Source organism: Pseudomonas sp. 2822-15 (assembly GCF_002742515.1).
GTDB classification, from domain to species: Bacteria; Pseudomonadota; Gammaproteobacteria; order Pseudomonadales; family Pseudomonadaceae; genus Aquipseudomonas; species Aquipseudomonas salomonii.
The window spans coordinates 378,247-395,912 of record NZ_LJRY01000377.1; the positions used below are offsets into that span (position 1 = coordinate 378,247).

General features: G+C 57.7%; 15 protein-coding genes. 6 read left to right on the forward strand and 9 right to left on the reverse strand.

What is annotated here, in order from left to right:
- Window positions 1-13 precede the first annotated feature (13 nt).
- From AOA59_RS30825 to AOA59_RS30850, 6 genes are read left to right on the forward strand one after another with little or no spacing between them, the layout of a single operon-like run.
- Window positions 14-1,636, forward strand: a complete 1,623-nt coding sequence (locus AOA59_RS30825; RefSeq protein WP_099490045.1) for an O-antigen ligase — start codon at window positions 14-16, stop codon at window positions 1,634-1,636.
- Complete coding sequence (asnB, locus tag AOA59_RS30830) at window positions 1,636-3,477, forward strand: asparagine synthase (glutamine-hydrolyzing) (protein WP_099490046.1); 1,842 nt, start codon at window positions 1,636-1,638, stop codon at window positions 3,475-3,477. The genes AOA59_RS30825 and asnB overlap by 1 nt, the downstream gene beginning before the upstream one ends.
- Window positions 3,478-3,537: 60 nt before the next feature.
- Window positions 3,538-5,166, forward strand: a complete 1,629-nt coding sequence (locus AOA59_RS30835) for a heparinase II/III family protein (RefSeq protein WP_099490047.1) — start codon at window positions 3,538-3,540, stop codon at window positions 5,164-5,166.
- Between the two features lie 7 nt (window positions 5,167-5,173).
- Complete coding sequence (locus AOA59_RS30840) at window positions 5,174-6,352, forward strand: glycosyltransferase family 4 protein (RefSeq protein WP_099490048.1); 1,179 nt, start codon at window positions 5,174-5,176, stop codon at window positions 6,350-6,352.
- Window positions 6,353-6,354: 2 nt separating this feature from the next.
- Complete coding sequence (locus tag AOA59_RS30845) at window positions 6,355-7,314, forward strand: SDR family oxidoreductase (RefSeq protein WP_099490049.1); 960 nt, start codon at window positions 6,355-6,357, stop codon at window positions 7,312-7,314.
- Window positions 7,311-8,327: a glycosyltransferase family 4 protein gene (locus AOA59_RS30850; protein ID WP_178076320.1), complete on the forward strand. Its 1,017-nt coding sequence runs from the start codon at window positions 7,311-7,313 to the stop codon at window positions 8,325-8,327. The genes AOA59_RS30845 and AOA59_RS30850 overlap by 4 nt, the downstream gene beginning before the upstream one ends.
- Window positions 8,328-8,387: 60 nt before the next feature.
- On the opposite strand, the gene AOA59_RS30855 is transcribed toward AOA59_RS30850, so the two are convergent.
- From AOA59_RS30855 to serC, 9 genes are all read right to left on the reverse strand, one after another.
- Window positions 8,388-8,615, reverse strand: coding sequence for a LapA family protein (locus AOA59_RS30855; RefSeq protein WP_099490088.1), 228 nt, complete (start codon window positions 8,613-8,615; stop codon window positions 8,388-8,390).
- 19 nt (window positions 8,616-8,634) lie between these two features.
- Window positions 8,635-8,928 (reverse strand): integration host factor subunit beta, encoded by a 294-nt coding sequence (ihfB, locus tag AOA59_RS30860; protein WP_003172657.1) that lies wholly within the window; start codon window positions 8,926-8,928, stop codon window positions 8,635-8,637.
- A gap of 132 nt (window positions 8,929-9,060) precedes the next feature.
- Window positions 9,061-9,345 (reverse strand): hypothetical protein, encoded by a 285-nt coding sequence (locus AOA59_RS30865; protein ID WP_099490050.1) that lies wholly within the window; start codon window positions 9,343-9,345, stop codon window positions 9,061-9,063.
- A gap of 161 nt (window positions 9,346-9,506) precedes the next feature.
- Entirely contained in the window at window positions 9,507-11,201 is a 1,695-nt protein-coding gene (gene rpsA / locus AOA59_RS30870; protein ID WP_017136102.1) for a 30S ribosomal protein S1, read from the reverse strand.
- Between the two features lie 120 nt (window positions 11,202-11,321).
- Window positions 11,322-12,011, reverse strand: coding sequence for a (d)CMP kinase (cmk, locus tag AOA59_RS30875; protein WP_003172653.1), 690 nt, complete (start codon window positions 12,009-12,011; stop codon window positions 11,322-11,324).
- Window positions 12,008-14,218: a bifunctional prephenate dehydrogenase/3-phosphoshikimate 1-carboxyvinyltransferase gene (locus AOA59_RS30880; RefSeq protein ID WP_256593151.1), complete on the reverse strand. Its 2,211-nt coding sequence runs from the start codon at window positions 14,216-14,218 to the stop codon at window positions 12,008-12,010. Before AOA59_RS30880 ends, cmk begins: the two co-directional genes overlap by 4 nt.
- Window positions 14,219-14,246: 28 nt before the next feature.
- Window positions 14,247-15,359 carry a histidinol-phosphate transaminase gene (gene hisC / locus AOA59_RS30885; protein ID WP_058422806.1) on the reverse strand — a complete coding sequence of 371 codons (1,113 nt, stop codon included), beginning with the start codon at window positions 15,357-15,359 and terminating at the stop codon, window positions 14,247-14,249.
- A gap of 9 nt (window positions 15,360-15,368) precedes the next feature.
- The gene (gene pheA, locus AOA59_RS30890) at window positions 15,369-16,463 is read right to left on the reverse strand and encodes a prephenate dehydratase (protein WP_053132458.1); all 1,095 of its coding nucleotides are present in this window, start codon (window positions 16,461-16,463) and stop codon (window positions 15,369-15,371) included.
- Window positions 16,463-17,548 carry a 3-phosphoserine/phosphohydroxythreonine transaminase gene (serC, locus tag AOA59_RS30895; RefSeq protein WP_065929271.1) on the reverse strand — a complete coding sequence of 362 codons (1,086 nt, stop codon included), beginning with the start codon at window positions 17,546-17,548 and terminating at the stop codon, window positions 16,463-16,465. The genes pheA and serC overlap by 1 nt, the downstream gene beginning before the upstream one ends.
- Window positions 17,549-17,666 lie beyond the last annotated feature (118 nt).

A 17,666-nucleotide genomic window follows, 5' to 3' on the forward strand; every position in this document is an offset into this window, starting at 1 on the left:
ATGGAGTACCGCAATGAGTCAACCTGTCTGCGTAAAAAATTCTATGGCGATCACGGCAGCAGCGCTCATTGCCATTTTATTTATGCTGGATCCTGGCGTGCTTTTTTACACGGCCATTATCGGCAGCGCTTTACTGGTATTGACGGCCATCCTGTCGCCTTGGCTGGGTTTATTGGCGCTGTTCCCAATGGCCTTTGCTCTACACCCCGCGCCCACTTCGTTGGGCGCCCAGGAAATAGCGTTTGCTGCCCTGCTGATGGCGGTATTCCTCAGCGCGTTGATCAAATTGCTCCGTACTCTGGGTTTCAGATCGGTCCTGCGTTTGTTCGCCGCCCCCTTGCTAATAGGCCTGGGGTTTCTAGTGCTGAACCTGGTTGTAGCGATGTACCACCATGTTCCGATGGCTGATTGGATCAGAGGGGTGGTGCCCTTTCTGTTTATCTATGCACTGATCCCGATCTGCGCATTGGTAGGCCGCGAAGAAAATAACAATCGTTGGCTCGGCGCTTCGGTGGGAACCCTGATTTTACTGACCGCAGGCTACATCGTTTTCTATTACTTCTATCACGGCTTGTGGCAGCCGTACTGGACCCTTCAGGTCAACGGGGAGATGGTAAAAATCCCTTATGAAGAAGCGCTGCGCAACGTTAACGCACAGGGCCCCATGCGTGATCGCATCACCATGGTGCTGGCGCAAGCAACAGACGCGATCCTGCCGCTGGGCATGGTGCTCGGGTATGTCGTCGGCACGTTGACGCCTGACCGAAGGGTTGCATGGATCAGTGGCCTGATATCGCTGCTTTGCACGGCCGCAGTGCTGATCACATTCACACGAAGCATGCTGATCAGTGCGCTTCTGGTCATTGGCTTGTTCGCGCTCTATACCTTTTTCGCGCATAAGCACTTACGGCTGAAAGTAGTATCCGGCATTGTCATTCAGGCGCTGTTTAGCCTTGTGTTTATTTTTGCCACCGGCATGCAAGACGTATGGCTGGGGCGCATGAACTCCCTGGCGAATACGGCACTGCCTATCGCAACCTCTTCCATTGCGTCCATGGGAGAGAATCGCACGCAACCTGACGCTGCCGCGCCAGTAGTCTCCGAGTCCAAGCCTGCTGCCAACGAGAAGCAGGACTTCAACGTCTCTTCCCGGGTACAGGAATATAAAATCGCCTGGAGCATGTTTCAGGATCACCCCGCGCTGGGTAACGGTATCGGGATCAAACACGAGATGCGCTGGGAGAGACCCGGCGGTGATTCATTCACGGAGTCAGTTGGCTATATCCATAACTGGCCACTGTACATGCTGATGGTCGGCGGCATCCTGGGGCTGCTGATGTATATCACTGTCCTCGGCGCTCCCGTTTTGTATCGGTTCACCACTCTGAAATCCGACCCCGTTCACCTCAGCGTGATTCGCACGGCGGTCATAACCCTGGCGATCTACGGGTTGTTCTTCGCGGTGTTTCGCCTGATTTCCTTCAACTTACTGCTCGCAGCAGCTTGGGGCGTAATGCTGGCGCATAAGCATTCAAATCAAATCATGGGTACCGCCTTGCCTGACGGGCATCCAGCGTCACTCTCCAACACCCGGCCGGTAATGGTCGTCAAAGACACCAGGGAGACGTCGGTATAATGTGCGGCCTCAGCTTTTTTGCAGTCAAAGATGGCGTACCCGAGACCCAGGCCCAAATGGAAAAAAGCCTGGCGGTTACACGGCACCGTGGCCCGGATGCATCCGGCACCTATTTCGCCAGTGTCGCGGGCTATCAGGTAGGCCTGGGACACAACAGGCTGAGCATTCTGGATTTGTCACCCACTGGCAGCCAGCCGATGTTTGCCGACAATCATGGTGTAAGCATCGTGTTCAATGGCGAGGTGTTTAACCATCACGACTTGCGCCGGCAACTGATCGAAAAAGGCTATACCTTCAAAGGCACCTCCGATACCGAAGTTATCCTGCAATTGTACGTAGAGTATCAAGAGCAGGCCTTTGCACGGCTTGAAGGCATGTTCACATTTGTCATATTGGATGAGCCGCGCAAAAAAACGTTTCTGGTCAGGGACGTCGTTGGCATCAAGCCGGTGTATTGCTACACCGGCACCGACGGCTTCTACGCCTGCTCAGAAATCCGCGGCCTCAAATGTTTCTCGCAGGTAAACACCGACATAGACCCGGATGATGTCTTTGAGTTTTTCAACAACGGCTTTCTTTACGAACCCAACACCGGCTACACATCCATCAAGAAACTGATGCCCGGCAGTTACCTGGCGTTCGACCTGGCAACCGGCAAGACCACAACCCAGCGTTACCAGAGCGCGATGAACTTCAAGACCGAGCAAAGCCTCGCGCAGGATGTGCGCTCTGCCGTGACGCGCCAATTGGAAGCGGACGTACCGGTCGGGGTGTTTTTCAGTGGTGGCGCAGACTCCAGCATCCTGGCAAGTTTCACCGGTGATGCCGACTTATTTTTTGCACAGTACGACGCAACGGACGACGCCACTGTCGATACGAAGTTTTCCGCCAGGATCGCCGAACACCTTGGCAAAAAGCTGGTGGTCACCGAGATTCTCGACTCAAATACGGACCCGTTCGAGTCCATCGACTTCGTCGCGGCCAACACCGAAGAACTGGTATCCGACTATACGTTCTGGGCAACCTACCGCTTGTCCACCGAAGCCAGGAAAAGTGGGTATACCGTCATGCTCAGTGGCATGGGTGGAGATGAGGCGTTTGCAGGTTACCCACGCTACACAGTCCTCAAGCATCACACACTCATCAGGTGGCTGTATCCCGTATTAAGTGCACTGCTAACGCTCAAGTTATTTCCAAAGCGGCTCGATAAAAAGTTTGAACGGTTGGTGTCCTACGCTCAGGAAAGCTATTGGCCCCTGGCGTATTCGCGCATGCTGGGGTACTTCTCCCGCAAAGAGTTGCAGGGCTTTTTTCGTGATTACAGCGAGCTTGAACGACACTACAAGCAACGCCTGTCCGGCGTAATGGATCAGTACACCGGCGCCGTTGAAGACAAAGTCAAATGTGCACAGCATTTTGACCAGACAGGCTTCTTGAGCCATAACCTGAGTGTCTCGGACAAGGCCAGTATGCTGGCCAGTATCGAACTGCGCGTCCCCTTGCTGGACGAGCGGGTGGTGGCCAGCGGTCTTGCAACCTCAAGTGCAGATTTGCTTAAAGGCGGAGCGCCAAAGGCCCCACTCAAGAAGCTGCTGAAACGTCTACTTCCCGCCTCATTGGTTGATCGTCCCAAAACAGGCTTCAACCCACCTCTGGATGGCATTATCCAACGCATAGGCCAACAACGCCTGCTCACCGAGTTCGAGCGTATTTACACCTACGTAGCCCGAGAGGAAGTGGAAAAGTTAGTGAACAATCATTTTTCAGGCAGCGCAAACAACACCTACAAACTCTGGCAGATGGTGTACTTCGAGCGTTGGCTGAAAATCAATTTCCCTTAACGGGCGTCAGGCAGTACTCACTACTTTAACTTTCAAGTGATTGACCCAAGCAGGACGTTGATGCAACGAATAATCAAGCTCTACCACACCGTTAAAATGCTGCGATTGAAGCAGATCGTTTACCGTCTTTACTATCGCTTCGCTAAAGTCCGGCCTTTTTCGGCGCAAGGCTTTACCCGGCGCCCTGGAGTTGACCTGGCGAAGGCTCCCCATTGGTGTGCCTCGCGCTTCGGTGCCGATGAACAGTTTGAATTCATGGGGCTGACGGCGCCGATTGATTGGCACGATCAGACACGACCGAAAATTTGGCAATACAACCTGCATTATCTGGATCATCTGGCCTCTTCAGGCGAGGACCGAAGAGACTTCGACAGGCGCCTGGTCAACAGTTGGATAGCAAACAATCCACCCTTTCATGGATGCGGCTGGGAGCCGTATACGCTATCTCTGCGCATCGTAAATCTGGTCAAGTGGTTTGAACAACAACCGACCCTGGAACCTCACTGGCTGGACAGCCTGGCGACACAGGCCCACGCGCTGTCCGAACAGATCGAATATCACATTCTCGCCAACCATTTGTTCGTGAATGGCAAGGCGCTGGTGTTTGCCGGGAGCTTTCTGAACGGCGATCGGGCAGACAGCTGGCTGTCCAAGGGGTTAAAGATCCTTGATGAGGAAATCAAGGAGCAGTTTCTTGCGGACGGTGCGCACTTCGAACTGTCCCCCATGTACCACGCGTCTCTGCTTTGGGACATCTGCGACCTGCTGAACCTGGCCACTCACTCCGAGCTGCCGGAACTTAACACTCGCAAAAAACAATGGAAGCAGCAGATTGAGCAAGGCCTGGTCTGGTTACGCAGCCTCCAGCACCCGGATGGTGGCATTTCGTTCTTCAATGACTCGGCATTCGGCATTGCCCCCACACTGCTGGATATAGAGGCCTACGCGTTTGAATTGGGGTGCCGTGCACGCAATGACACGTCCACCGCTACGCTTGCAGCTGTACACCAGGCTGAAAGTGGCTACGTGGCGATCAATTTTGGCGATCGGTGCAAAGCCTTGTTGAACCTTGCGCAGGTTGCGCCTGATTACCAGCCAGGTCACACCCATGCGGACACCCTGAGCTTCGAACTCAGCCTGTTTGGACAGCGCGTGTTCGTCAACTCTGGAACGTCTCAATACGGCGAAGGCCCAGAACGTCAACGGCAACGCAGCACGGCAGCGCACAACACAATAGAAGTGAACGGTGAAAACTCATCTGAAGTCTGGGCCGGATTCAGGGTCGCACGACGCGCACGCACCACCGTGGGTGAGCTGGAACAAACAGTCGATACCGTACGGGTCAGTGGCAGCCATGACGGCTACCTGCGCCTACCGGGGAAAAACCTGCACGTTCGCGAGTGGGTTGCGATGGCCGGTGAATTACAGGTGACAGATTCCGTCTCCGGCACATTCGATCAAGCTGTCTCAAGGCTATTTTTACACCCTGATATCCGCACCACTCAACAAGGCAACAAGGTAACGATCACCCTGCCCGGCGGTCAGGTCGCTGTCGCGACACTAGAGGGCGCAACCCGGATCAATGTGGTGTCTTCCACATGGCATCCGGAATTCGGCAAGTCTGTTCCCAATCAGTGCATCGTCGCTGAAATGTCGACAGACAAACTGACCACCCGCATAACCTGGTGAGGCTTACGTGAAACTTTTGATTTTGAGCTTTTACTACCAGCCTGATCTGTCAGCCGGTTCATTCCGCACGACGGCACTGGTGGATGCACTTCTGGAACAACTGCCCGCAGACGCCCATATCGAGTTGATCACAACCCTGCCGAATCGCTACAGCTCCTTCAGCAGTCACGCCCCGGAACTGGAGACGCACCCCAGGCTCACCATCCGCCGAGTGGCCCTGCCTGGCCACAAGAGCGGGATGGTCGATCAAGCAAGAGCGTTTCTGGTGTATGCCAACGCTGCACGCAAGATTGTGCGAAACCAGGACTACGATCTTGTCTATGCGACTTCTTCACGCCTGATGACCGCTACGCTGGGAGCGGTGATCGCACGCACAAAACGAACGCCGCTCTACCTGGACATACGCGATATCTTTGTCGACACCATCAAGGATGTGCTGTCCAAAGAAAAAGTCTGGTTGCTTAAACCCTTATTATCGCTGGTTGAACGCTTTACCATTCACTCGGCGCAAAAGGTCAACCTGGTCTCTGAAGGTTTTCTTCCTTACTTCAAATCACGCTATCCCGATCAGCGCTACTCCACCTATACAAATGGCATCGATGGCGAATTTCTGGATGCGCAACCGGTGGCTGAAGAAAAGGTACCCAACCCGATTCTGGACATTGTCTATGCGGGAAATATCGGTGAAGGCCAGGGGCTGCACAACATTATCCCCCAACTGGCCAAACAGCTTGAGGGGAAGGTGCGATTCCGGGTGATCGGCGACGGAGGCCGGATCGGGCTGTTAAAACAAGCCCTTGTCACTCACGCCTGTACTAACGTTGAACTCTTGAAACCGGTCAAGCGCGAACAATTGATCGAGGCTTATCAGTCGGCGGATGTGCTTTTTCTGCATTTGAACGACCACGACGCCTTCCGCAAGGTCTTGCCATCGAAAGTGTTTGAATACGCGGCACTGGGCAAACCGATCTGGGCGGGCATCTCGGGTTACGCAGCCGATTTTGTCTCTGAACATATTGAAAACGCTGCCGTGTTTGCGCCGTGTGACGCTGCCGCAGGGATCCAGTCCTTCGAGACGCTCAATATTATGACGCGCCCGCGCCATGCCTTCGTCGAGCGTTTCGCACGCGGGCGCATCATGCGCGAAATGGCGAAAGATGTTCTTTCACTCACAGGAACTCGTTGATTATGCAAATCCTCCTGACGGGAGCGAGCGGCTTTGTCGGTAGCGGGTTAATCGCGCCACTGCTAAAACGCCAGCACTCGATTACCGCTGCTGTACGCGAGCTCAAGGCCGACCTCGACCCACGCGTCAACCAGCGCCTTATCGGCGGGCTATCCGACGATCAGGATTGGCAGGTGTTGCTCAAGCGCCAGGATACGGTGATCCACCTGGCCGCCCGGGTCCATGTCATGAGTGACGCATCCACCGATCCACTTGCCGAATATCGGCGGGTCAACGTCGAAGGCACCCTGAACCTGGCCCGCCAGGCGGCGGCTGCCGGGGTTAAACGCTTTATATTCATCAGCTCGATCAAGGTCAATGGCGAGGGCACGGCGACCGGCGCGCCGTATACGGCTGACGGTCCCACAGCCCCTACCGACCCCTACGGCATCTCCAAACAGGAAGCAGAACAAGGCCTGCGAACACTGGCTTCTGAAACCGGCATGGAGGTGGTGATCATTCGTCCCGTATTGGTTTACGGACCCGGCGTTCAAGCGAACTTCCTGAGCATGATGCGCTGGTTGCATAAAGGCCTGCCCTTGCCCTTCGGGGCCGTGAACAATCGACGCAGCCTGGTTGCCCTGGACAACCTGGTTGATTTGATTGTGACGTGCACCGAGCACCCCGCTGCCGCCAATCAAACCTTCCTGGTCAGTGACGGCGAGGACCTCTCGACCACCGCGCTTTTGCGTCGAATGGGAGCGGCACTGAACAAGCCCGCACGCTTGCTACCTGTGCCGAGCTGGCTGCTGCAAACCGGCGCCACGGCGCTGGGTCGCCGGGCACTCGCTCAAAGGCTATGCGGCTCCCTGCAGGTCGATATTGGCAAGACTCGCGAACTACTGGGCTGGACACCGCCGAGCAGCGTTGATCAGGCACTGAGTCAAACAGGAAAACATTTTTTGGAACTGCAAACTAAATGAATATGTGGTGGCTATTACCGGCTGTGACGATTGTCGCACTCCTTTCAACCGGGGCCTTGCGTCATTACGCCCTGGCGCGAAGCCTCATCGACATCCCGAATGCGCGCAGCTCGCACGTCGTGCCTACGCCCAGGGGCGGCGGTGTCTCGATCGTCGTCAGCTTTTTGTTAGCGCTATTGCTGACCGCCAGCCTTGGCCTGATTGCATGGCCACTTACGTACGCATTGTTGGGCGCCGGTACCGGCATCGCGGTATTGGGCTTTTTAGACGACCATGGTCATATCAGCGCACGTTGGCGCCTGCTAGGGCACTTTATAGCCGCGGCATGGGCACTGTTCTGGATCGGTGGCCTGCCGCCGCTGGTGGTGGCGGGATTCGCCGTCGACTTGAGCTGGATCGGCCATATGCTGGCAGCGGTCTACCTGGTATGGCTGCTGAACTTGTATAACTTCATGGATGGAATTGATGGAATAGCCAGCGTCGAGGCTATTTGCGTATGCCTTGGCAGTGCGCTGCTCTATTGGCTTACAGGTCACGAGCTGATCGCGTTTACGCCGTTGTTACTGGCGTTTGCAGTCGTTGGCTTTCTGTATTGGAACTTCCCAAAAGCCCGTATCTTCATGGGCGATGCGGGCAGCGGGTTCCTGGGCATCACGCTGGGGGTGTTGTCACTACAGGCGGCCTGGGTCACGCCGCAGCTACTGTGGAGCTGGCTGATCCTGCTGGGTGTGTTTATCACTGACGCGACATGGACCTTGCTGCGCCGCCTGCTCAGAGGCGACAAAGTCTATGAGGCCCACCGCAGCCACGCCTACCAGTTTGCTTCTCGCCAGTTCGGCAAACATGCGCCTGTCACCCTGGCGGTAGCGGCAATCAACATTGGATGGCTGTTACCCGTGGCGCTGCTCGTGGGCAACGGCACGGTGGATGGCTTTTTGGGACTGCTGGTGGCCTATCTGCCGCTGATAGCGCTGGCCGTAAAGTTCAGGGCCGGAGAGAAAGAACCGAATTGAATACGTCCACAGGGGCGGCGATCGCCTCCCCTTCCTGCCGCACATGAACAGTGGCCAGGATCAAACCCGAGTCTTGCGCCGCGCCCCGGCAACCCACGCCATCAGTGGGCCAATAAGCATTCCAACCAGTAAAGCGAGCACTACGAAAACAGAAATTGGCAACTGCGGGGCTGCCCAACTCAGGAACTGCAGGGAAACCGACTGTTGATTTTCCAGCACAAATGCCACGATGCACAGCAGCAGCACCAACACTACCAGCAGTGCAATAACACGCTTGAATCTACTCATGCCGCCTCCCTCACGAGTATCAAACCTCGTCTTCATCCTCATTAACTCGATCGCGCAATTCCTTGCCCGGCTTGAAGTGAGGCACAAACTTGCCGTCAAGGCTGACGGATTGCCCGGTTTTCGGGTTGCGACCTACTCGCGGTGCGCGGTAGTGCAGAGAGAAACTGCCAAAACCACGGATCTCAATGCGGTCCCCGGTAGCCAGGCACTGGGACATCTGTTCAAGCATCGTCTTGATAGCCAGCTCTACATCCTTGGATGAAAGCAGCCCTTGATGGGTGACAATTCGTTCGATCAACTCCGACTTCGTCATATTTTTCCCTTCTTTTTCAAGCAGCTAGGAAAAGCGCTTCGAAGGTTTTAGCATGACTTGGTGAATTTGAACAGCCCACCTGCCAACTTATCTGCAGCATCAACGGATACCCGGAACTCATGCTTGACCCCCTCAATTACAGATCACCAACATGGTACGAGTGACAGCGCCGGCAGGGTTCCAGCCGAACAGATAGTCACCCTCTTCGTCCTTGGCGTCACTGGATCGGGTGATGACCTTGTAGCCCTGCATCTTGCACTCTCGGGCAGCGCGCTTCTCACACTTTTCCCAATTGCTGCCTAGGCCCGAGCAATCGATCTCGATGCCGCTGACGCCGCGTTTGGCGTGGGTTTTGGCATTGGTGGCAGTGCAGCCGGCCAGCAGCACCACTGCGAATAAAACGATAAGCCTGTTCATTCAAATCCTTATTGAAACAACAACACGGCGGAGCATTTGTTAAGAACTATAGTCAGCTCTGACACTGGGCTGCACGCCTTGGTTCTAACTTGTTGATTCAACGAATTTCAGGCACAAAAAAGGGCGACCGAAGTCGCCCTTTTTCTATGGTCTGACAGAACTTAGTTCTGTTTTTCCATTTGTGCACGCAGCAGGTCGCCCAGAGTGGTCGGACCCGAAGCGATGTCAGAGGTAGCTGGCTTGTCGCGCAGGCTCTGGATTGCTTCTTTCTCTTCGATCTCGTCCTTGGACTTGATGGAGAGTTGGATCACGCGGCTCTTGCGGTCAACGCTGATGATCTTGGCTTCTACTTCCTGGCCTTCTTTCAGAACGTTGCGCGCGTCTTCAACGCGGTCACGGCTGATTTCGGAGGCTTTCAGAGTCGCTTCGATATCGTCGGCCAGAACGATGATGGCGCCTTTGGCGTCAACTTCTTTCACAGTGCCTTTAACGATTGCGCCTTTGTCGTTCTCTTGAACGTACTCGGAGAACGGATCGCTTTCCAGTTGCTTGATACCCAGGGAGATGCGCTCGCGCTCTGGGTCAACCGACAGGATAACGGTGTCCAGCTCGTCGCCCTTCTTGAAACGACGAACAGCTTCTTCGCCCACTTCGTTCCAGGAGATGTCGGACAGGTGAACCAGGCCGTCGATGCCGCCGTCCAGACCAATGAAGATACCGAAATCGGTGATCGACTTGATGGTGCCGGAGATTTTATCGCCCTTGTTGAACTGGCCAGAGAAATCTTCCCATGGGTTAGATTTGCACTGCTTGATGCCCAGGGAGATACGACGACGCTCTTCGTCGATGTCCAGAACCATAACTTCCACTTCGTCGCCGACTTGTACGACTTTCGAAGGGTGGATGTTCTTGTTGGTCCAGTCCATTTCGGAAACGTGTACCAGGCCTTCCACGCCTTCTTCCAGCTCTGCGAAGCAGCCGTAGTCGGTCAGGTTGGTAACACGCGCGGTTACGCGAGTGCTTTCCGGGTAACGAGCTTTGATAGCAACCCATGGATCTTCGCCCAGCTGCTTCAAGCCCAGGGAAACGCGGTTACGCTCACGATCGTACTTCAGAACCTTGACATCGATCTCGTCGCCAACGTTGACGATTTCGGAAGGATGCTTGATACGCTTCCAGGCCATGTCGGTAATGTGCAGCAGGCCATCGACGCCACCCAGATCGACGAATGCGCCGTAATCGGTGAGGTTCTTGACGATACCTTTGACTTGTTGGCCTTCCTGCAGGGATTCCAGCAGAGCTTCACGCTCGGCGGAGTTCTCTGCTTCCAGGACGCTGCGACGGGAAACGACAACGTTGTTGCGCTTCTGGTCGAGTTTGATGACCTTGAATTCGAGTTCTTTGCCTTCCAGGTGCGTGGTGTCGCGCACAGGACGAACGTCGACCAAAGAACCTGGCAGGAACGCACGGATGCCGTTAACGTCGACAGTGAAGCCGCCTTTAACCTTACCGTTGATAACGCCCTTGACCACTTCTTCAGCTGCGAAGGCTGCTTCGAGAACAATCCAGCATTCAGCGCGCTTGGCTTTTTCACGGGACAGCTTGGTTTCACCGAAACCGTCTTCAACCGAGTCCAGAGCAACGTGAACTTCGTCACCGACATTGATAGTCAGATCGCCAGCATCGTTGTAGAACTGTTCCAGCGGGATCAGAGCTTCAGACTTCAGACCAGCGTGAACGGTTACCCAGCGAGCTTGGTAATCGATATCAACGATAACACCGGTGATGATGGAGCCTGCCTGAAGGTTCAGGGTTTTTAGGCTTTCTTCAAAGAGTTCCGCAAAGCTTTCGCTCATTTTAATTCCTGTTGATAAGGGCGAAGAATACGCCCATCTCCACACCCCAGACGGTGTGGGTCAGTTTCAGTTAAAAGAAGCCACCGCAGGACTATGACTGGTCCCCTGCGGCCTTCTTGATCACCCGGCGATATCGCGAATGGCGATTTCACTCAAGATGCGTTCCAGCACCTGCTCGATGGACAACTCCGTGGAATCCAGCTGTATGGCGTCAGCCGCCGGCTTTAGCGGGGCTACCGCACGCTGGGTATCACGCTCATCGCGTGCACGGATCTCATCTAGCAGACTCGACAGACTAACACCATCGACTTTGCCCTTCAACTGCAAGTAACGGCGGCGAGCACGCTCCTCGGCGCTGGCGGTCAGGAAAATCTTCAGCGGCGCCTCGGGAAACACCACGGTGCCCATGTCACGGCCATCAGCCACCAGGCCCGGCGGCTCCTGAAACGCCCGCTGGCGCTGCAGCAATGCGTCGCGCACGGCCGGCAGCGCGGCAACCTGGGAGGCCCAGGAGCCGACTTGTTCGTTGCGCAGATCATCGGTCACGTCATCACCTTCGAGGATGATGCGTTGCGGATGACCTTCCGTCGCGCCGACGAACTGCACATCAAGGTGCGCCGCCAGCAGCTTCAGGGATTCTTCGTTGGTCAGGTCGACGCCATGGTTGCGTGCGGCAAAGGCCAGCAGGCGGTACAGCGCGCCGGAATCCAGCAGGCACCAGCCCAGGCGCTTGGCCAGAATGCCGGCGATCGTGCCTTTGCCCGAGCCGCTTGGCCCGTCGATGGTAATCACCGGTGCTTTGATATTCACAATTGAGCCTCTTGGGCAACACGGATGCCGACATGGGCACACAGTGTAAGAAAGTTCGGAAAAGACGTAGCTACATTGGCGCAGTCACGGATACGAATCGGCGCCGCAGCCCGCAGGGAAGCCACACTGAACGCCATGGCAATGCGGTGATCACCATGGGATTGCACTTCGCCACCGCCCATTGGGCCACCGTCAATGATAATCCCATCAGGTGTCGGTTCACACTTCACGCCAAGGGCCAACAGACCATCGGCCATGACCTGGATGCGGTCGGACTCCTTGACCCGCAGTTCTTCGGCGCCACGCAGCACGGTGCGCCCCTCGGCGCAGGCCGCCGCCACGAACAACACCGGGAATTCGTCGATCGCCAGCGGCACCAGGGCTTCGGGAATCTCGATGCCTTTTAATGCAGCGGCGCGCACGCGCAGGTCGGCAACCGGTTCGCCACCCACTTCACGCGGGTTTTCCAGGGTGATATCCGCGCCCATCAGGCGCAGGATATCGATCACGCCGGTGCGGGTCGGGTTGACGCCAACGTGCTCCAGCAACAACTCGGAGCCTTCGGCAATCGAAGCCGCCACCAGGAAGAACGCCGAAGAGGAAATATCCCCCGGCACTTCTATCTGTGTAGCGGTCAATGCATGGCCCGGTTCGACCGAGGCTGTAGCGCCCTCCACCGCCACCGGGTAACCAAACCCACGCAACATCCGCTCGGTATGGTCACGGGTCGGCGCAGGCTCGGTCACCGAGGTTTTGCCCTCGGCATACAACCCGGCCAGCAACAGGCAGGATTTAACCTGCGCACTGGCCATCGGCATCGAATAGTCCAGGCCTTTGAGCGCCTGGCCACCGCGAATCGTCAGCGGCGGATGCCCGTCCGGCCCGGTCTCGATAACCGCCCCCATTTCCCGCAGCGGCTTGGCCACGCGGTTCATCGGGCGTTTGGACAGCGATGCATCACCGGTCAACACACTGTCAAAGCGCTGCGCCGCGAGCAACCCGGACAGCAGCCGCATCGACGTGCCGGAATTCCCCAGGTAGATCGGCCCCGGCGCCGGCTGCAAACCGTGCAAACCCACACCATGAATCGTCACGCGCCCGTGGTGCGGCCCTTCAATGACCACGCCCATGTCACGAAACGCCTGCAAGGTTGCCAAGGCATCTTCGCCTTCGAGGAAACCTTCCACTTCGGTCACGCCGTCGGCCAATGAACCCAGCATGATCGAGCGATGGGAGATCGACTTGTCGCCCGGCACGCGGATCTGCCCGCTCAAGCGGCCGCCCGGGTTGGCGAGAAAGGTCTGCTCATCGGCGTTCACAGCAGTTTCCATGTAGGCCCGGCGCGCCAGGATCTTGCTGAAATGTTCGCGCGCCACCCGCGCACGGGTGAACACGCCCAATAATTGGTGGCCATCACCCGCATCCACCGCATCGCGCAAGGCGTCGAGGTCGCTGCGGAAGGTGTCCAGGGTGCGCAACACCGCTTCGCGATTGGCGAGGAAGATGTCGTGCCACATCACCGGGTCACTGCCGGCAATCCGCGTGAAATCGCGGAAGCCGCCGGCGGCGTAACGGAAAATCTCAAGGTTTTCGTTGCGTTTGGCCAACGAATCCACCAAGCCAAAGGCCAGCAAGTGCGGCAAATGGCTGGTCGCCGCCAACACTTCGTCGTGGCGCTCAACCTGCATATGCTCGACATCCGCGCCCAACTCGCGCCACAGCCGATCCACCACCGCCAAGGCCGCCGGATCGGTCTGCTCAAGCGGCGTCAGAATCACCTTGTGGCGACGGAACAACTGCGCATTGGATGCCTCGACACCGCTCTGCTCGGAACCGGCAATCGGATGGCCCGGCACAAAACGCGCCGGCATGCCGCCAAACGCGAGTTTGGCGGCGCGCACCACATTGCCTTTGGCGCTGCCGACGTCCGTGAGGATCGCCTGCCCGAGGTCCATGTCGGCCAGCAAGGCCAGCAACTTCTCCATCGCCAGGATCGGCACGGCGAGCTGGATCACATCCGCGCCCTGGCACGCCAGCGCCAGGTCTGCCTCACAGCGGTCCACCACACCCAGCTCCACCGCCAGCTTGCGCGATTGCGGGTCCAGGTCCACACCGACCACTTCGCCGCACAGCCCGCTTTCACGCAGGCCCTTGGCGAAGGAACCACCGATCAACCCCAGGCCGACCACCACCAGGCGACCGATCATAGGCACAGCAGGTTGCAATGCAGTGACATCAACCACGAGCCAGAACCTTGGCCAACGCCTCCAGGAAGCGGCTGTTTTCAGCCGGCAAGCCAATGGTGATACGCAGGTGGTTCGGCATGCCGTAGTTGGCCACCGGGCGCACGATCACACCCTCACGCAGCAGGCCCTGGAACACCGGCGCGGCGACTTGGCCGAGGTCAACACAAATGAAGTTGCCCTTGGAAGGAATCCAGCCCAGGCCCAGCTCACGGAAACCTTCCTGCAACTGCTGCATGCCGCTTTCGTTGATGCGACGACCTTCTTCCAGGTACTCGGCATCCTTGACCGCCGCACAGGCCGCCGCCAACGCCAGGCTGTTGACGTTGAACGGCTGGCGCACACGGTTGAGCACATCGGCAACCACGGCGGTGGACAAGCCGTAACCCACGCGCAGCGACGCCAGGCCGTAAGCCTTGGAGAAGGTGCGCGACACCAGCAGGTTCGGGTAAGCCGCCAGGAAATCCAGGCCATCGGGCAGGTCGCTGCCTTCGGCGTACTCGATGTAGGCCTCGTCCAGCACCACCAGCACGTGCTCGGGCACGTCCTGCAGGAAGTCGTTCAGCGCCTGGGCGTCGAACCAGGTGCCGGTCGGATTGTTCGGGTTGGCGATAAACACCACGCGGGTTTGCGCGTCGATGGCCGCCAGCATGGCCGGCAGGTCGTGACCCCAATCCTTGGCAGGAATGACGCGGGCATCAGCGCCCACGGCCTGGGTCACGATCGGGTAGACGGCGAACGCGTGCTCACTGAACACCGCATTCAGGCCTGGAGCCAGGTATGCACGGCCGACCAGCTCAAGAATGTCGTTGGAACCGTTGCCCAGGGTGACCTGGTTCAGTTCAACGCGGCAGTTCTCGGCCAGCAGCGACTTGAGGGCGAAGCCATTGCCGTCCGGGTAGCGGGTCAGCTCAGTCAATTCTTCACGAATCGCCGCCAACACTTTTGGGCTTGGGCCCAGCGGGTTTTCGTTACTGGCCAGCTTTACGATCTTCGACGGGTCCAGGTTCAACTCACGCGCCAGCTCGTCCACAGGCTTGCCTGGAACGTAAGGCGACAGTTGTTGCACGCCCGGCTGAGCCAGGGCGAGGAAGTTGCCACTCATGTTAAAGCCTCACAAAACCGCTTTCGGGTAAGAGCCCAGCACCTTGAGTGCCACGGCTTCCTGACTGATTTTCTCCAGCACACCTTTAACCAGCGGGTCGCGGTGGTGGCCGATGAAGTCGATAAAGAACACATACGTCCATTTACCGCTGCGCGAAGGGCGAGTTTCGATGCGCGTCAGGTCAATCCCGTTATCGTGGAACGGCACCAGCAACTCATGCAGCGCGCCGGGCTTGTTGCTCATGGAGACGATGATCGAGGTCTTGTCGTCGCCGGTGGGCGGCACTTCCTGGCTGCCGATCATCAAAAAACGCGTGGAGTTATCCGGGCGGTCTTCGATTTTTTCGGCCAGGCGCGTCAGGCCGTACAGCCCCGCAGCCATGTCACCAGCGATAGCCGCCGAGTTCCACTCACCCTTGACCCGCTTGGCTGCTTCGGCGTTGCTGGACACCGCCACGCGCTCGACATTCGGGTAATGCGCGTCCAGCCACTTGCGGCACTGGGCCAGGGATTGGGCGTGGGAGTAGATACGGCTGATGCTGTCGGTCTTGGTGCTCTCGCCCACCAGCAGGTGGTGGTGAATGCGCAGTTCGACTTCGCCGCAGATCACCATGTCGTGCTCAAGGAAGCTGTCCAGCGTGTGGTTGACCGCGCCTTCGGTGGAGTTTTCCACCGGCACCACGCCAAAGTTCACCGCACCGGCCGCCACTTCGCGGAACACTTCGTCGATGGCCGCCATCGGCTTGCTGATCACCGCGTGGCCGAAATGCTTCATGGCCGCGGCTTGGGTGAAGGTGCCTTCCGGGCCGAGGTAAGCCACTTTCAGCGGCTGCTCCAGCGCCAGGCACGACGACATGATTTCACGGAACAACCGCGCCATCTCTTCGTTGCCCAACGGGCCCTTGTTGCGTTCCATCACGCGCTTGAGCACCTGGGCTTCGCGCTCAGGCCGGTAGAACACCGGCACTTCGCCTTCAGCCAGGGACGCCATCTTCACGCGGGCGACTTCCTGGGCGCAGCGCGCACGCTCACTGATCAGCTCCAGGACTTTCTCGTCCAGGCTGTCGATGCGTACGCGCAGGGCCTTGAGTTCTTGCTCAGACATTAGCCGTGTTCCTTTTCGAACTCTGCCATGTAGGCAACCAGCGCGTTGATCGCGTGGATGTCGACAGCGTTGTAGATGGAGGCGCGCATGCCACCGACCGAACGGTGGCCCTTGAGGTTCAGCAGGCCACGTGCGTCGGCACCGGCCAGGAATGGCTTGTCCAGGCGGTCATCGGCCAGACGGAACGGTACGTTCATCCACGACCGGTCGGTGAGGTTGATCGGGTTGCTGTACAGGCCGCTGGCGTCGATGAAGTCGTACAGGGTGCGCTTCTTCTCTTCGTTGAGCTTGCCCATGGCGGCGACACCGCCCTGCTCTTTGAGCCACTCGAACACCAGGCCGGAAAGGTACCAGGCAAACGCCGGCGGGGTGTTGTACATCGAGCCATTATCGGCCGCGACCTTGTAGTTGAGCATGGTCGGGCACAGCGAACGCGCGCGGCCCAGCAGGTCTTCGCGGATGATGTTGACCAGGATGCCGCTCGGGCCGATGTTCTTCTGCGCACCGGCGTAGATCATGCCGTATTTGGACACATCGATCGGGCGCGACAGGATGTCCGAAGACATGTCGCACACCAACGGCACGTCACCCACTTGCGGCACCCAGTCAAACTCCAGGCCGCCGATGGTTTCGTTGGCAACGTAGTGCACGTAGGCCGCGTCTTTGGACAGCTTCCACTCGTTCTGACCGGGAATGGCAAAGTAGTCGTAAGGCTTGGCGGTGCCTGCCACGTTGACGTGACCGTAGCGCGAGGCCTCTTCAATCGCCTTCTGGCCCCAGATGCCGGTGTCGATATAGTCGGCAGTGCCGTCTTCGGGCAACAGGTTCAGCGGAATCTGCGCGAACTGCTGGCTCGCGCCACCTTGCAGGAACAGCACTTTGTAGTTGGATGGGATGCCCAGCAAGTCGCGCAGATCCTGCTCGGCCTTGGTGGCGATGGACACGAACTCATCGCTGCGATGGCTCATTTCCATCACGGAGAGGCCTTTTCCATGCCAGTCGAGGAGTTCACCCTGCGCACGCTGCAGGACTGCTTCAGGAAGCGCCGCGGGACCGGCACAGAAGTTATAGGCTCTCTTGCTCACATCCAATCTCACTCTGATCTGGTTGGGGCTGCAATCATGTTCGGCAACGGCCTTGCGCTGGCGCGAGCCCTTGTGGGAGCTGGCTTGCCTGCGATACTGGCACCGCGGTAGCTGCAGT

Coding starts and splice junctions, on each gene's coding strand:
- AOA59_RS30825 (WP_099490045.1), top strand. CDS start 14: ATGAGTCAACCTGTCTGCGTAAAAAATTCTATGGCGATCACGGCAGCA.
- asnB (WP_099490046.1), top strand. CDS start 1,636: ATGTGCGGCCTCAGCTTTTTTGCAGTCAAAGATGGCGTACCCGAGACC.
- AOA59_RS30835 (WP_099490047.1), top strand. CDS start 3,538: ATGCAACGAATAATCAAGCTCTACCACACCGTTAAAATGCTGCGATTG.
- AOA59_RS30845 (WP_099490049.1), top strand. CDS start 6,355: ATGCAAATCCTCCTGACGGGAGCGAGCGGCTTTGTCGGTAGCGGGTTA.
- AOA59_RS30850 (WP_178076320.1), top strand. CDS start 7,311: ATGAATATGTGGTGGCTATTACCGGCTGTGACGATTGTCGCACTCCTT.
- AOA59_RS30855 (WP_099490088.1), bottom strand. CDS start 8,615: ATGAGTAGATTCAAGCGTGTTATTGCACTGCTGGTAGTGTTGGTGCTG.
- ihfB (WP_003172657.1), bottom strand. CDS start 8,928: ATGACGAAGTCGGAGTTGATCGAACGAATTGTCACCCATCAAGGGCTG.
- AOA59_RS30865 (WP_099490050.1), bottom strand. CDS start 9,345: ATGAACAGGCTTATCGTTTTATTCGCAGTGGTGCTGCTGGCCGGCTGC.
- rpsA (WP_017136102.1), bottom strand. CDS start 11,201: ATGAGCGAAAGCTTTGCGGAACTCTTTGAAGAAAGCCTAAAAACCCTG.
- AOA59_RS30880 (WP_256593151.1), bottom strand. CDS start 14,218: ATGATCGGTCGCCTGGTGGTGGTCGGCCTGGGGTTGATCGGTGGTTCC.
- hisC (WP_058422806.1), bottom strand. CDS start 15,359: ATGAGTGGCAACTTCCTCGCCCTGGCTCAGCCGGGCGTGCAACAACTG.
- pheA (WP_053132458.1), bottom strand. CDS start 16,463: ATGTCTGAGCAAGAACTCAAGGCCCTGCGCGTACGCATCGACAGCCTG.